A 14,446-nucleotide genomic window follows, 5' to 3' on the forward strand; every position below is an offset into this window, starting at 1 on the left:
GCTCACGGCTCTCCCCGGGAGCAACGAATACGTCTTGGTAGCCAGCGTTTTCCCTAGTTTGTACAAGTGTTCAATGTATTGCACACTTGTTCAACGATAGGTGCTCGGATTCGCTCGCGGATCTTGCGGCTCGACCTACAACACCGCTTTCTAAAAGCTGGAGACAAACGCAATGGACTCGATCCTCAACCGGCGCACCTTCGTGGCTGCAGCTGTTGGCACCGCTCTCTCCGCAGCGCGCGCTGCTGAACAACCCACCAAGGTCGCGTACGGCTACTCGGCCGTCACAGACTTTGCAACCGTCTTCGTTGCTGCTGAACAGGGCATGTTCGCCAAGCACGGCATCGACATCGAACTGCGCTTCATCCCGCTGAATCCGACCATCCTGCCGGCGATCCAGTCGGGCTCGCTGCAGATCGGCGGCCCCACCCCTACGACCTATCTGCAGGCCGTGGCCGGCGGGCTGGACCAAGTCGTGGTTGGGGGCGGCGGCGCATTGTCCAAATCCTTCACGGAAGTCGGCCTGGTCACCAAGCCCGGCGCGGGCATCGCCAGTGCGGCAGATTGCGCCGGCAAGAAGATCGCCGTTCCCGGTCTGGGTGCTCTGCTGCACGTCGCATTCCGTCAGTGGCTCAAGATGAGCAACGTCGACCAGAGCAAGGTGACTTTCATCGAGGCGCCGTTCCCACAGCATGCCGACATGCTGCGCGCCGGCACGATCGACGCGGTGGTCACGGCCGGTCCGTTCATGGCCCGCATCCTCGGCAGCGGCGAGGGCAAGGTTGCCGCCTACTTCTCCACCTTTCTGCCTGACGGTCCTCCGACGGTCGTGCACGTCGCCACGCGCGAGTGGGCGCAAAAGAATCCTATGGCGGTGAAGGGTTTCCGCGACGCGCTCGTCGAAGCCGCCCAGTTCATGTCCAAGCCCGCAAACGACGGCGCAGTGCGCGCAGCTCTCGCCAAGCACCTGAAGCTGCCGGAACCGGTCGTCAAGTCGATGCAGATCTCGCCTCCGGCGCCGATCGTGACGCCCAAGCAGCTGCAGTACTGGGGCACGCTGATGCGTGAGCAGGGCTATCTGAAGAGCGAGCCCGACTACGCCAGCCTGATCGCCAAGGCCTGACGATCATGGGTGCTCAGCCAGCTCTTGATATTCGAACCGGAGGCGCCGTTGCGCCGCGCGAAGACATCCTTGAGTTTGTCAACGTCGCCATCAACCTCGGCGGTCGCGAAATCCTCTCTCCCACCAACTTCAAGGTCGCGCGCGGTGAGTTCGTCAGCATCATCGGCCCGTCCGGTTGCGGCAAGACGACGCTGCTGAGGGCGGCCGCAGGTTTCGTCAAACCGAGCGGCGGCGCCGTACAGCGCCAGGGCCAGGTTGTCGACCGGCCTTCGCGTGAGGTGGCCTTCGTTTTCCAGGACTACGGACGCGCGCTGCTCCCCTGGCGAACCGTCCAGGGCAACGTTGAGCTCGCCTTTGAGGCAGCGAAGATTCCGCGCGCTCAGCGCGGCAAGCAAGCCCGGGAAATCCTGAACACCGTGGGTCTGCTCGGCCACGCGGAGAAATTCCCCGCGCAGCTGTCGGGCGGCATGCAGCAGCGAGTCCAGATCGCTCGCTGTCTTGCCCAAGGTCCTGACCTCCTCATGATGGACGAGCCCTTTGGTGCGCTGGACGCGATGACCCGCGAGAGCCTCCAGGACGAATTGGCTCGACTGGTTCGCGAGACCGGTCTGACCGTCCTGTTTGTCACCCACGATCTGGAAGAGGCGATCTACCTCGGCGACCGTGTCGTGGCGCTGCGCACCAACCCGGGTCCGGGGCGTCCGAGCCTGGCTCGTGTCATCGACGTGAACATTCCGAAGCCGCGCGACCAGCTTTCGACGAAGGAGCATCCCGAGTTCCTGCGCCTGCGTCGTGAGCTCTACGGCTACCTGGGGCACGGTCATGCCTGAACGCCTCCTCCGGGTCGTCCGCCCCCTCGCCTTGCCCGTGGTTGCACTGGCAGGTTTGGAGATCTTTGCCCGGACCATCGGCAAGGACAGCGACAGCCTTGCTGCCCCGACCGCAGCGGTCGTTGCATTCCTTTCCGCGCTGAAAGACGGGTCGCTGATGCAAGCGACAGGCTTCACCCTGGGTTGCGCCGCGCTTGGGCTGCTGATCGGGCTTGTGCTGGGCATCGTCTTCGGCATGCTCACCGGACTCTCGCGCCGCGCTGCTGCTACCAGCTTCCTCACGGTCGAGATGCTGCGCCCGGTGCCCTCGGTCGCGCTCATCCCGATCGCCATGCTCATGTTCGGCTTCGGGATTTCGATGGAGGTGAGCGTGATTGCATTCGCCACCTTCTGGCCGATGCTCATCCTGTCCCAGAACGCCGTTCGGCAGCTGGAGCCGCGCTTGATCGAAGTCAGCGCTGCCCTTGAGCTGACAACCCTGCAGCGGGCAACCAAGATCGTGCTCCCGGCGGTAGTGCCGCGCTTGTTCGTCGCCTTCCGCCTCGGTGTAGCAATTGCGCTGGTCGTCGCCGTCACCGTCGAGATCGCTGCCAATCCCCACGGCATGGGCTACGCCCTCATGCTGGCTCAACAGAGCCTGTCCCCCTCACTGATGATGGCCTGGCTCGGTTGGATCGGCCTCGTGGGCTTCGCAATCAACGCGGTTGCCGAGCGCGCCCAGCGCTCGGTGGCCCGCAAGATGGGCGAGGTGCAGCAATGACGCGCAACAACGTCCGCGACACCCTCTACTCCTTGGCGATGCTGGCCGCAGTCGGTGCGCTGTGGTGGATGTCCTCCCAGTTCAACTGGGTCAGCCGAGTCTTCCTCCCGTCTCCTGGGAGGGCTTTCGACTGCTTGGTCGACGGCATTCGCAACGGCCAGCTCCTCGCGTTCACGCTCGCCACCATGTGGCGCATGGTGGTCGGCTGGCTCCTGGCGTCCCTGCTAGGTATCGCACTGGGCGCTTGGATCGGCAGCTCGCCAGCGGCTCGCGCCTGGGTGGAGCCGACGCTGGAATTCATTCGACCCCTGCCGGCGTCCGCCTTGATCCCGCTGGCCATCGCCGTCTTCGGTCTGTCGTCCAGCATGGTGCTCGTGGTGGTCGCGATCGGCGCAATGTGGCCCGTCCTGCTCGCCACCAGTCACGGTGTTTCGTCGGTCCACGTGCGCCTGAAGGAAGTGACCGCAGCGCTGCAGCTCAGCCGCATCGACTACATGGTCAAGATCGGCCTCCCGAACGCCATGCCGGACATCCTGGCCGGCATGCGCCTGGCGATGACGGTGTCGCTGATCGTGTCGGTGGTCGGTGAGATGGTGGCCTCGCAGCCGGGCCTCGGCCAAGCCGTCCTGCTGGCAGCTCGGTCCTTCCAGTCGGGCGAACTCTTCGCCGGCGCCATCCTGCTGGGCTTCATCGGCTTCACCAGCAACGTCTTGCTCGCATTCGCAGAGCGACGTCTCCTCCGTTGGCAGCACCCCTGACGCCACCGCCTCATTTCGCTAAAGGCCTCTCATGTCACGCCGTTTCGTTGATTTGTCCATCTTCCTTGAGAACGACATCGCGTCGGACCCGCCCGGGCTCGAGCCGAAGATCACCTACTTCACGCACGAGCACACCTACGAGCAGATCGCCCCGTTCTTCCCGGGCTTACGCAAAGAGGACCTGCCCGACGGCGAGGGCTGGGCGGTCGAACTGGTCCAGCTGTCCACGCACAACGGCACCCACCTCGACGCTCCTTGGCACTTCCACAGCACGATGGACGCCGCGCTCGGCGAGAAGCGCTCGGCCATCGCCATCCACGATGTGCCTTTGGAGTGGTGCTTCCAACCAGGCGTGAAGCTCGACTTCCGTCACTTTGCTGACGGGTACGTGGTCACCGCCGAGGACGTCGAAGCAGAACTCAAGCGCGTCGGTCACGAGCTCAAGCCCCTGGAGATCGTTGTCGTCAATACGCGGGCGGGCTCGCGCTACGGCGAGCGCGACTTCGTCAGCGCGGGTTGTGGCATGGGCTACGACGCGACGCGCTACCTGCTGGACCGCGGCATCCGCCTGACGGGGACCGACGCATGGAGCTGGGACGCTCCCTTCGTCCACACCGCAAAAAAGTACGGTGAGACGAACGACGCCTCCCTCATCTGGGAAGGTCACAAAGCAGGTCGCGACATCGGCTACTGCCATCTTGAGAAGCTGCACAACCTCGAAGCACTGCCTGCGGACGGCTTCTACATCTCCTGCTTCCCGCACAAGATCCGTAACGCCTCCGCCGGGTGGACCCGTGCGGTCGCCATCTTCGACGAGGTGCTGATGGCCTCCTCGCCCTAGCGCCGTAGCGCCCTAGCGCCACCTCCCTCCAAGTTCCCTGTTTTGCTTCCATGCGTCGCATGGACGCAGGGCATGACTCACCCCTAAGTTCTATAAATCGGAGACAACGATGAACCAAAAGAGCACCCTTCTTGCAGCATTGCTGATGTCCGCATATGGCTTTGCCGTTGCTCAATCGAGCGTCACCGTCTACGGCGCCATCGACGCCTTCGCGGGTCGCATGACTGGCCCGGCCACCGGCGTCAACTCGCTGGACAAGCCCATCTGGAAGGTGGAAGGAGGCGGTCTGTCGACGAGCCATCTCGGCTTCCGCGGCGTCGAGGATCTCGGCGGCGGTCTGAGCGCGCAGTTCGACATGGCAACCTTCCTGCGCAATGACACAGGGGTGGTCGGTCGTGGGGATGCAGTTCCCGCTCCGGTCAACGTCGCAGCCGACACCTTCTGGTCTCGTGCTGCCTGGGTCGGCCTCGCCAGCAAGGATCTGGGCCGCGTGCGACTCGGCAACATCACCAACCTGCTCTTCTTCAACTCCATCATGTCGAACGCGTTCGGTGACTCGACGGTCTTCGGCCCCTTGAACCTCGTCGCGCACATCGGCAATCCCCAGGCCGGCGGCACGGGCTGGACCAACTCCATCGTTTACGACAGCCCGAACATCTCTGGCGTCGTGCTGAGCCTGCAGCGTTCGGTTTCGGAAAACCAAGGTGGCGCGAACTCGAGCGTCCGTCTGGCCTACGCACAAGGCCCCTTCGCTGCGAATCTGACCTGGCAATCAGTAAAGAAGGATCCGACGACCTTCGCCGACGGCACGTCAAGGAACAACGTCAAGACCTGGATCCTCGGTGGCTCCTACGACTTCCAGGTGGCGAAGGTTTACGCACACGTGGGTCGCCTGCAAAACGACGGCACCGAGGCCGCCCCTCTGGATGTCTCCTATCGCATCGCCGAAGTCAGCGCGCAGGTGCCGATCGGGTCGGGCAACCTCCTGGCCGGCTATGCCCAGCGCAAGACGGGCGGCACACCCGCCGTTTCTCCCGCAACCGTTGCTGGCGGCAGCATCAAGCGCGAAGTGCTCACCGTGGGCTACGACTACAACTTCTCCAAGCGCACGGACGTCTACGCCATCGTCATGAACGACAAAACGCAGACGCTCACATTGCCGTTTCCGTTCACGAACGTCGGCGCCAACGGCACCAGCTACGGCGTCGGCATCCGCCACCGTTTCTGACGCGGGCATGGAGAAGTACAGAGGAGCAGCCATGTTGAACTCCACGCACGATCCGGCACTGCGAAGCTGGATTCAATCCGCCCAGAGACCTGGCTGCGACTTCCCGATCCAGAATCTGCCGCACGGCGTCTTCCGGCGCAGCGACGCCAACGAGAGTTTCCGCGGCGGCGTCGCCATCGGTGACCAGATTCTGGATATCGGGGCAGCGCGCGAGATCGGCATCTTCCGATCTGACCTGGACGCCGTGTTGCGTGCCGCGCAGGCCTCGTCGTTGAATGGCCTCATGGCCATGGGGCCGACGGCCTGGCGTTTGCTTCGCTCCGAGCTCTCACGCGTGCTCCGAGCAGGCGCGGCCGAAGAGCGGCGCCTGGCTTTCTGCCTCGTTGCGCAATCCGATGTGGAATACACGCTCCCCGCGGTGGTTGGTGACTACACCGACTTCTTCACGTCCTGGCATCACATGGTCAACGCGGGTCGGATCTTCCAACCCGACGCACCGCCACTGCCGAACTTCCGGTGGCTGCCCATTGGCTATCACGGTCGTTCGTCCACGCTGGATGTGAGCGGTGCGGACGTCGTCCGTCCCCATGGACAGACCCGCCTTCCTGGCAATGCGACGCCCTCCTTCGGTCCGACGCAACGCTTGGACTACGAGTTCGAGCTCGGGGCGTGGATAGGCCCGGGCAACGCTCGCGGATCGTCGATCCCTATCGACGAGGCCGAGGATCACATTTTCGGGCTGTCGATCTTGAACGACTGGTCTGCCCGCGACGTTCAAGCCTGGGAAGCCATGCCGCTTGGTCCCTTTCTGGCCAAGAACTTCCTGACGTCCCTCTCGCCGTGGATCGTCACGATTGAGGCACTTGCACCCTATCGTTGCTCACCGCCGCGCACGCCGGAGGACCCACCGTCGCTGCCGCACCTCCGGTCTTCCCAGCCTACCGAGCTGGGCGGGTTTGACATCCAGCTTCAGGCTTCCCTGTTGACCTCGCAAGGTGGCGCTGAGGAGTTCCTACTGTCTCGAAGCAGCTACCGGCACAGCTACTGGTCACTGGCTCAGATGGTGACCCATCACGCTGAAGGCGGCTGTGCGCTTCGACCTGGCGACCTCCTGGGAACCGGTACGCAGTCTGGCCCCGGCGAAGACGAATTGGGTTGCCTGCTCGAGTTGACCCAGGGCGGTCAGAGGCCACTCATGCTCTCGAACGGTGAACAGCGCATCTACCTGGAAGACGGAGACACCGTTTCCATGCGCGCGTGGTGCGAGCGCGTCGGTTCAGCCCGTATCGGCTTCGGCGAGTGCCAAGGAACCGTCCTGCCCGCGAAGTGAATCGATCTAAGGCTAGGCTGATTCAGGTCCGCCGCTCAGTTTTCGGTCGGCATCAGGCCAAAAAAGTGGGGGTGCGGCCAAAAACTTGGACTGGTTATGCGGCGATCCCCAAGCTCCTGCGGTGCTCGAGAGGGCTGCGGAACGCATGCGCGCTGGGTCTACGACACGTTGATGCACGAGGCCGCCGCCACGCTGAGCGAGTTCGCCGCCAACCCGCGCTGGCTAGGCGGCACAGGGGCCTTCACGCTGGTGCTGCACACCTGGACGCAGGACCTGCGGCGCCACCTGCACGCACACGCGCAGATGGGGCAGTGCTGGCCCTATGCGCAAGAAAAAAGGCGCTAAGTGATTGATTCACCTAGCGCCTTCAGTCGTTTGCGGTCCCTTGCGGAACCTTAGATGGTGGGCCGGGGTCACTTGAACTCGCCCCGAGAACCCGCGTGGATATTGGGTTTTCGTCAAATGACCCTGGGCAGTTACCCGGAAAGTTACCCGGTCAGCGCGCCGCATGCGCGATCCGGCGCACCTTGCATGAGGTCCAGGATTGTGTTTCCTGGACTCCAGCCGGCAGCCATCGCCGCCGCCCAACCCGGGTAACTTTCCGGGTAACTCGCGCTGACCGGGTAACTCGACGAGCTGGAAACCGGGTAACTCGGCACTGAACGTCCGGCCCGCATCGCATGTGCCTGACTCGAAATCAGGTGCTGACAACCCGTCAGCCGCCAATGCGGCGGGGACAGCGGGGACGCAGGGACAGGGCTTGCAACCCTCTGATTTGCAACGAGCAAAGCGTCCCTGATAGCTGTCCCCGGCTATGCCAGCGGCGGGGACATTCGAAGACCTGCGGCGGTAGCCTCTGGCCGGTCGACGCGGGCCGCCTGCCGATTGAGCGCAGCACTGGCGAAGCGCCGAAAGGGTTGCCCTAAGTCCTGGCCGGCAGCGGAATGCCGGCTTTCGCCAACTCGACTTCCCAGGCGGCCACGGCCCGCCAAGCGATCGGCATGAGCAAGTCGATCACCTGCCCGTTTTGGTCAACCACCTCAGCAAAGATTTCTACAGCTGCGGTTGCGCCGTTCGGGACGACTATCGACCCGACGTCAGTTGGGCCAAAGCTAAATTCAATACCGGCACCGCCCATGCCGCTTATCGCGCTGATCACCCGTTGAAGTCCCCGCAGCGTGGGAAAGAGACCCGACCGCGAGCTATTCAGCTCGGCATGCTTACCAAGGTTCCACAGGTCATGAATGATCGCGACGTCTCGATTGCCGTTGATCAGGTTGTCCCCCTCAAACTGCGCACCCGTTGAGTTGCAGACCGATTTAAGGTGGTCCTTGAGACGAGCGATGTTGTTCAGGAGCGAATCAACTGCGTTGGCCAGTTGGGCATCGGTGGCACCCAGATTCACGTCGAGGTAGAAGGCTTCAGCACCCTCTGCGTACGGTATCGGCGCCTCCCCCCGCTTGAAGTTCAAGCCCGACAGGTCCTTGATGTGGGCCTCATCAAGCGCGGCATGCAGTTGCCGAAGCTTCAGGTTCATTTCGACTGGCATGGCATCTCCTCATGCGGGCCAGACATCGTACGGCTCGGCGGTTTATCACCCTTTATGACTGTCAAGGTCTCAATGCCCCATGTGGCGTAGGACGGGCTGCGATCGCCGACGTCTTCACCGCCCCTGACAATTGGATCGCCGGCTCGATCGCGGCACCAAAGCCGAGCGTTTACCTTCACCTTCTTGTATGCACGGACAACAACTGGTTCACGCCTTCTTGGACGCAGCTGACTCATGGGTCTGCGACGACTTTTCTCTCGTAGCTCGATACATCGCGCTGCGGCGCGGCGATCAGCTGGAAATCATCGAGGCCGCGGTCTCGCTCGGGCCTGCCCCGCTGACCGTCGACAACAGCTTCACCATCGACGCAGGTGACCTAGTAGCCGGACAGTTTCAAGTGGCCAAGGCGTCAAAGGACCAAGCAATGGCGATGCTCACGGCGGCCACAGGTGGGCGGATTGACGCTGGGAATCTGTCCCTTGAGCTTTCAGGGACAGAGGACCTCGACGTCTATTCCGAGATGACACACAGAGATCGCTGGTTTAGCCCATTGCATCTTCGAGTCTCTGCGCGGCGAGCCATCGCCCCTTCCGCTTCTCTCGTCGCATCGGTAGATGGAGCGCTACGTCGCGCTGTGCCACCGTTTGATGGCACGGAGGATCTGGCCAAATTTTTGAACCTTGACGCTCAGTTTTTCGGCGCACGGGCGCCTGCGATTTCGCTAAGTGTTTCTCCGCCCGTCGATCTGATTGTGGACGCGACCAGCCTTTCAAAGGACACCCTAACCGCCACTGTCCGCGCACACCAAAATCTTGATCTAAGTCGTGTGGACCTCGCCGTTCGCGCCGTACCTGGCCAAGGGCTGGCATCACGCCAGCAAGTCGCCAGCTCGATAGTCTGGGGAGAGCCAGAAGGCTACCTACGGACTGGCAAAGCGAGCATCTCGCTGCCGAACTCTGACAGCGTGCTCGCGATGCTTTCACTAAACGCGTTTGACGTTCGCAGACACTGGGTTGTTGATCCGCCAAAGGCTCGCAACGCGCGCTTCCTGGCGATCAATCAGTTTGATGTAGATCTTCGAAAACTGAAAGAAGCGTTGCTCGACGCATCGGAGTCCAGAAAGTTTGAGCAGGCAGTTGGCGCACTGCTTTACATGCTTGGGTTCTCTACAGCAGCACCGATTGAGTCTGACGCGCCTGATCTTGTAGCAACAACTCCGGCTGGGCAATCGGTGATCGTCGAATGCACGCTCAAGATTGCTGACTTTGCCAATAAGGTTGGCAAGTTGGTAGAACGCCGTACGGCACTATCAAAAGCACTCGCGGCCGCCAATCTGCCTGCAACGGTTATCGCTGTCCTCGCGTGCCGCTTACCCAGAGATGAAATTGCAGCATCAACAAAGAGCCTGCGCGAGTTCAATGTGCTTCTGCTCGCAGCCGAGGACCTCAGCTCCTTCTTGCTACGAGCCAGGTTCCTCTCAGATCCTGATGCCCTGCTGAATGAGGCCATTGCGACCCTCTCCTCGACGGGCGCCCTCGACTGAACCTTGCTGAAACGGCGCGAATGCGCGAGCCAGTACAGACGTCTGCACTGGCGTGACGCTACCGACTCGCGGGGCACACCGCCCCCCCCAGCTCGTCGGTCGATAACATCCACGGTAGGGGGAATGGCGATGGATTGGCTCGAATTTTTGAAGAAGGAATGGGCGACGCTCACCAGTGCCCCTATTAGTTTTATAGGTGTGGCCGCATTTGCATTCATCGCTGGTTACGGCGCCGCCGGCATCCAGCATGATCGGCACGTGGACGTGCTGAAAGAGCGTTTGGCCGCCAAGGACGAACGACTGGAAGACTACAAGCAGCGGCTCAGCTTGATGCCCGCAAGTGGGCGGAAATATGAAGCACTCTCCAGCGCGGACCTTCAGGCGAAAGTCCTGCAGTTCTCGCTAAGGCTGCGGGACTTGTCGCACAAGTACGCGAAGGACGTGGCCAACAGTCGTGCATCGCGAGCGTCAGAAATCGAGGCAGCAGAAGGGCGCGGCGACAAAGCAGCCGCGACGCTCTTGAGGCGAACGGAGAGGGACGATGACCGCCAGCTGGCGAGATTGCTCTTGGAAGAGTACGACCGCACCTTCAAAGCTGACGCCATGCTATTTCGCGACGAGCTGGATGCGAGGCTTCCAGTTCGAACCAGGCGCGGCAGAGAGATGGAGTATGAGTTCCCGGCAAATCCGATCGGCCTAGGAATCGTGATCGACGACCTTGAGGTCAGAGCCAAGAGCCTGCGCTGACACAGGGCGCATGGCATTGGCAATGTCCATCCAAGTGGCAGCGCCTGTTACTCCATCCTGATGTACGGTCAACCGAAACAAGGACATGGGCGCCGGCTGCCCTGGACTCGAGAATGGCCGCAGACCTCGAGTTGCCCAGCTCGCGCCATGTTCTCGATGGTCCTGCAGATAAGCTTCATCTCTGACTTCCCCAAGCTGGCCATGTGCCCTTCCGCTACCAACAACATGGCCGCGGCGCGCCAAGTCAGCGCCCCAGGCGCCCGAGTAAATAACTCAGCCAGAATCCGGCGCAGATCTCCACGTGTTCGGCCACCAGCAAGGCTCAAAGCTCATCGGCAAGCACTGATGCCTTGAGGTGATACAGCTTCACCTTGCCCATGCCCGGTACTCGATGGCTGCGTTGCAAGCTGTTGGCCTCATGGTCTAGATGTCCCCGCTTGCGCAGCAGCATCGCCACAGCCGTGGCGTCCAAACCCTTGCAGACCTCGCGCTTCCAGGCCTCGGGAAAGATCAGGTATTCCGTAAACGAACTGAACTTCTCAGATGAATCGGGCGAGCTGCGCTTCTCCACATACTCAGTAGCACCGTCAAACTTGATCGGCTTTCCATGCTCGTCCACACGCCGCTTGAAGCCCGCTCGCAGCGCTGTATTTGGCCTGTGGTCGTCGTGCGCTCGATGCATTGGGGTCAAGAGCGCGTCGCCGTTCTTCTCGATCCAGGCTTTCACCTGCGACAGCGCCTGTGCGTCTTCTCCGTTGTCGAGGTGTCCACGGGCCGCAAGCCAATCAGCAAAGCAGCGGCACACGCCGGCCGACGCGGTTCCGGCCGGCCAACCCGTGATGCCTGCTTCGCTGGCCAGCTCGCCAGCGGCGGCCACCAAGGCAAAGCGTCGGGCCACGCGACGCACCTGCTCGCCGCCACCATTCGGCAGCATGTCCGCGCGCAGATGGTCCACCATGGGCGCCAAGCGCTCGGACAGGTCGGCTTGATGGCTGCAGGCCCATTCCAGCCAAGCGCGACCGGCCACGCCATAGCAGCGCGCCGCCGCGCCTGTCATGGCTTCCACCAAGGCACCGGGCGTGCCGTGGCCATGCAGAGTCTCAACCCCGCCCATGCCCTGGCCGGCGTCCAGCGGGATATCGACCATGCGCACTTCCTGGCCAGACATAACCCGCTTGCCGGCTTCGGCCATGTGCGTAGACAAGCTCACTTCGCCCGAAGACAGGAACAACACGCGCCAGGTGCGCTGCTTGCGGTTTAGCCCGCCCCGGGTGTTGCGTCCCTTCTCCTGCTCGTTCGCCAGCATGTAGGCGCACTCCCCGGCCTTCGCCGCGTCGAGCTGCGCAATCTCGTCCAGGATCAGCAGGCCGTCACTGTGTTGGACCGCCGTCGCCTCCAGGGCGTTGTCGGTCGTGCGCCAGCGCTTCACGTAGTCAGAGCGGCCCCACACGCTGGCCGCGATCCGCAGGGCCGAGGTCTTGCCCTGGCTGGACCCGCTGCGGAAGTGAAAGCCCCCGCTTTCCACGCCGGCCGGCAGCAGCAGCGCCCCAGCAAATGCGCAGCTCACCGCGAACACGAAGCGGCTATTGCCCACGCAGGGCGCCGCCACCATGGCCCGCCAGGTGTCCAGGTCGCCCCGCTGGCGGAATGTGTCTTCCATGCCCGCTTCGGACTGGAACACATAGCGCCGGCCCTCGGCCTCGCCGATGCAGCGACTGGGCAGCACATAGGCCCCGCCATGCCAGCCCACGCGGTCAGTGCAGGTGACGCGTTCGGCAATGTGCCGGGTTTTGATGTACTGGCCCACACGGTTGCGGGCGAGCGGCCCATGAGCGATCTCTAGGCCCATGTCCGCAAGGCGGGCCGCCCACTCGGCTCCCTCCCCGCTCAGCATCGCCACCGGCATGGCCCATTGCTTCGGGTTGCCGTCCGGATCGTTGAACTCCAGCAGGTAGCCCCAGCCGTTGGCCGCATCGTCCCGCGTGCGGGCCGTCACCTGCAGAGGCGCGCACACCCACTGCGGCGGGCGGTCCTCGCCTTGGTTGTCGCGCGCGATGAACCACACGCCCCGCTCATCGAACGTGAAGGGGTCACGGCCACCTGGCCCGGCGGCGTGCAGGACCTCAGGGGCGCCCGCGTCGTCGTCGGCGCAACCCGGACCTGCCGCACCCTCGTTCGCGGCACCTGGGGCCGATTCCTGCGGCTGGCGGGGCGCCCGGGGCTTCCGAGGGGCATCCCGGGTCGGCGCATCGGCTGCGGCGCCTACCTGCCAGGCCACGGCTTCCAGGCCTTCAGCCGCTGCCAGGTCGTTGAAGTCGGTTCCGCCGCTGGGCAGGCCCTCGGGCAGCAGCACGGCCACAGCACAGCCCAGCGTCCGCAGCTTGCGGGCCGCCTTCTCGGCGCCGTCGCGGCCCGGGTTCTTGCCGCTGCGGGCCTCGGTGTCGGCGTCATGGTCGGCGCACACCAGGAAGCGGGCGCCAGGGAAGCGCGCCGGCATGGCTTCGGCCACCGCCGCCAGGTTGCCCGCATCGAAGGCCACCACGGCGGGCAGGCTGCTGGCTTCATGCAGCGTGGCCGCCGTCGCGTAGCCCTCGGCCATGAGCACCAGGTCAGCCGGAGCGCCCTCGGCATGGCCGATGACATGGAACATGCCCCGCTTTCGGCCACCAGGCAGGAAGCGCTTTTCCGTGAGGCCTCGGGCCTTCTCTTCCTCGGTCGGTGGGTGCGGGGCGATGCGCTGCAGGTTGCGCAGCTCGCCGGCCGCATCACGCATCGGCACCAGCAGCGTGCCGTCCCGCAGGAAGCGCACCCCGTGGGCCTGGACGCACTTGCGCTGTAGGTAGGGGCTGGCGCCCATGTCCGCACCCTCGGCCCACAGCTCGGCCGCGTCCCGCGCCGCCTTTTCCGCCTTGCGCCGGCACTGCTCTGCCTCAGCCTCCTCGGCGGCTTTGCGGCGGGCCGCTTCCTGGGCCTGCTTTCGCTCCAGCTCGGCCAGCGCCTTAGGGCTCATGGGCGGGCTGGAGTCTTCGGGGAAGCGGAAGCCGTGTTCCTTGGCGATGCGAAAGAGCGTGCCCACCGTCACCCGGCCGCCTGCCTTGATGCTGCGCCAGGTGTCGCGGGCGTCGGCCAAGCGGTAGCCATCCGCCTGTGCGCTCCAGTCGTTCCACAGTTCGAAGCCCTCGGCGCCCATCTCCGCCTTGACCGCCATGCCCAGGCGCACCCAAGTTTCGCGATCAACCGCAGGCGAAATGCAGGCCAGCGCCTGACGGATCAGCTCGGGCGTGATGACGCGCGGCCGAACCTGACGGGGCGTGCGGCTGTACGGAGTCATGCGCGCCTCAGACAAATCGCAATCGGCAACGATCCTGGGCTGGTTCTTCCCCTCATTCCACGCCCGCCTTCTCGGCCGTCGTTGGTGCCAGGGCGGCGCCGATACGGTCCTGAACCCACTGCAGCACGGCCGACTCGGCCCATGCCACACAACGGGGCGTTACCTGGACGCAGCGCGGGAACTGACCTGCACCCTTCCTGCCATACCAAGCTGAAGTAGCAAGGAGTCCGCTCATCAGGAGAATGACGGACATGAGGAAGAGCAAGTTCACCGAGGAACAGATCATTGGGTTCCTGAAGCAGGCCGAGGCGGGGCTGGCCGTGGCGGAGATCTGCCGCAAGGGCGGGTTCTCAGACGCGACGTTCTACAAGTGGCGGGCCAAGTTCGGCGGCATGGAGGCGAGCGA

The 14,446-nt window shown here is 63.7% G+C and carries 13 protein-coding genes and 1 pseudogene; 11 read left to right on the plus strand and 3 right to left on the minus strand.

Features of this window, described 5'->3' with window-relative positions:
• Positions 1-172: 172 nt before the first annotated feature.
• The 8 genes and pseudogenes from ACXJLH_RS02755 to ACXJLH_RS02790 form a co-directional block, all read left to right on the plus strand.
• Positions 173-1,123 carry an ABC transporter substrate-binding protein gene (locus ACXJLH_RS02755; RefSeq protein WP_457442406.1) on the plus strand — a complete coding sequence of 317 codons (951 nt, stop codon included), beginning with the start codon at positions 173-175 and terminating at the stop codon, positions 1,121-1,123.
• 5 nt (positions 1,124-1,128) lie between these two features.
• Positions 1,129-1,953, plus strand: a complete 825-nt coding sequence (locus ACXJLH_RS02760) for an ABC transporter ATP-binding protein (RefSeq protein ID WP_457442407.1) — start codon at positions 1,129-1,131, stop codon at positions 1,951-1,953.
• Entirely contained in the window at positions 1,946-2,713 is a 768-nt protein-coding gene (locus tag ACXJLH_RS02765) for an ABC transporter permease (protein ID WP_457442408.1), read from the plus strand. Before ACXJLH_RS02760 ends, ACXJLH_RS02765 begins: the two co-directional genes overlap by 8 nt.
• Positions 2,710-3,471, plus strand: coding sequence for an ABC transporter permease (locus ACXJLH_RS02770; protein ID WP_457442409.1), 762 nt, complete (start codon positions 2,710-2,712; stop codon positions 3,469-3,471). Before ACXJLH_RS02765 ends, ACXJLH_RS02770 begins: the two co-directional genes overlap by 4 nt.
• 31 nt (positions 3,472-3,502) lie before the next feature.
• Positions 3,503-4,312 carry a cyclase family protein gene (locus tag ACXJLH_RS02775; protein ID WP_457442410.1) on the plus strand — a complete coding sequence of 270 codons (810 nt, stop codon included), beginning with the start codon at positions 3,503-3,505 and terminating at the stop codon, positions 4,310-4,312.
• A gap of 109 nt (positions 4,313-4,421) precedes the next feature.
• A complete protein-coding gene (locus ACXJLH_RS02780) occupies positions 4,422-5,540 on the plus strand; it encodes a porin (RefSeq protein ID WP_457442411.1) in 1,119 nt (372 codons plus the stop codon).
• A gap of 31 nt (positions 5,541-5,571) precedes the next feature.
• Positions 5,572-6,870: a fumarylacetoacetase gene (fahA, locus tag ACXJLH_RS02785; RefSeq protein WP_457442412.1), complete on the plus strand. Its 1,299-nt coding sequence runs from the start codon at positions 5,572-5,574 to the stop codon at positions 6,868-6,870.
• A 144-nt stretch (positions 6,871-7,014) separates the two neighbouring features.
• Positions 7,015-7,170 (plus strand): annotated as a pseudogene (locus ACXJLH_RS02790) (IS91 family transposase); the annotation flags it as partial.
• A 622-nt stretch (positions 7,171-7,792) separates the two neighbouring features.
• On the opposite strand, the gene ACXJLH_RS02795 reads toward ACXJLH_RS02790, so the two are convergent.
• Positions 7,793-8,419, minus strand: a complete 627-nt coding sequence (locus ACXJLH_RS02795; protein WP_457442413.1) for a hypothetical protein — start codon at positions 8,417-8,419, stop codon at positions 7,793-7,795.
• A gap of 130 nt (positions 8,420-8,549) precedes the next feature.
• Between ACXJLH_RS02795 and ACXJLH_RS02800 the strand changes: the two genes are divergently transcribed.
• Both ACXJLH_RS02800 and ACXJLH_RS02805 read left to right on the plus strand, forming a co-directional pair.
• Positions 8,550-9,962 (plus strand): hypothetical protein, encoded by a 1,413-nt coding sequence (locus ACXJLH_RS02800; protein ID WP_457442414.1) that lies wholly within the window; start codon positions 8,550-8,552, stop codon positions 9,960-9,962.
• 129 nt (positions 9,963-10,091) lie between these two features.
• Entirely contained in the window at positions 10,092-10,709 is a 618-nt protein-coding gene (locus tag ACXJLH_RS02805) for a hypothetical protein (protein WP_457442415.1), read from the plus strand.
• 322 nt (positions 10,710-11,031) lie between these two features.
• On the opposite strand, the gene ACXJLH_RS02810 is transcribed toward ACXJLH_RS02805, so the two are convergent.
• Both ACXJLH_RS02810 and ACXJLH_RS02815 read right to left on the minus strand, forming a co-directional pair.
• Positions 11,032-14,190 (minus strand): DUF927 domain-containing protein, encoded by a 3,159-nt coding sequence (locus ACXJLH_RS02810; RefSeq protein ID WP_457442416.1) that lies wholly within the window; start codon positions 14,188-14,190, stop codon positions 11,032-11,034.
• Positions 14,093-14,326, minus strand: a complete 234-nt coding sequence (locus tag ACXJLH_RS02815) for a helix-turn-helix transcriptional regulator (RefSeq protein WP_457442417.1) — start codon at positions 14,324-14,326, stop codon at positions 14,093-14,095. The genes ACXJLH_RS02810 and ACXJLH_RS02815 overlap by 98 nt, the downstream gene beginning before the upstream one ends.
• Here ACXJLH_RS02815 and ACXJLH_RS02820 point away from each other — a divergent pair.
• On the plus strand, positions 14,292-14,446 hold a 155-nt coding region (locus tag ACXJLH_RS02820; RefSeq protein ID WP_457442427.1), incomplete at its 3' end, for a transposase. The genes ACXJLH_RS02815 and ACXJLH_RS02820 overlap by 35 nt on opposite strands.

The organism is Roseateles sp. P5_E4 (assembly GCF_054049255.1).

Excerpts from the sequence above, each read along its gene's own strand:
- ACXJLH_RS02755 (WP_457442406.1), top strand. The coding sequence starts at position 173 with ATGGACTCGATCCTCAACCGGCGCACCTTCGTGGCTGCAGCTGTTGGC.
- ACXJLH_RS02760 (WP_457442407.1), top strand. The coding sequence starts at position 1,129 with ATGGGTGCTCAGCCAGCTCTTGATATTCGAACCGGAGGCGCCGTTGCG.
- ACXJLH_RS02765 (WP_457442408.1), top strand. The coding sequence starts at position 1,946 with ATGCCTGAACGCCTCCTCCGGGTCGTCCGCCCCCTCGCCTTGCCCGTG.
- ACXJLH_RS02770 (WP_457442409.1), top strand. The coding sequence starts at position 2,710 with ATGACGCGCAACAACGTCCGCGACACCCTCTACTCCTTGGCGATGCTG.
- ACXJLH_RS02775 (WP_457442410.1), top strand. The coding sequence starts at position 3,503 with ATGTCACGCCGTTTCGTTGATTTGTCCATCTTCCTTGAGAACGACATC.
- ACXJLH_RS02780 (WP_457442411.1), top strand. The coding sequence starts at position 4,422 with ATGAACCAAAAGAGCACCCTTCTTGCAGCATTGCTGATGTCCGCATAT.
- fahA (WP_457442412.1), top strand. The coding sequence starts at position 5,572 with ATGTTGAACTCCACGCACGATCCGGCACTGCGAAGCTGGATTCAATCC.
- ACXJLH_RS02795 (WP_457442413.1), bottom strand. The coding sequence starts at position 8,419 with ATGCCAGTCGAAATGAACCTGAAGCTTCGGCAACTGCATGCCGCGCTT.
- ACXJLH_RS02805 (WP_457442415.1), top strand. The coding sequence starts at position 10,092 with ATGGATTGGCTCGAATTTTTGAAGAAGGAATGGGCGACGCTCACCAGT.
- ACXJLH_RS02815 (WP_457442417.1), bottom strand. The coding sequence starts at position 14,326 with ATGATCTGTTCCTCGGTGAACTTGCTCTTCCTCATGTCCGTCATTCTC.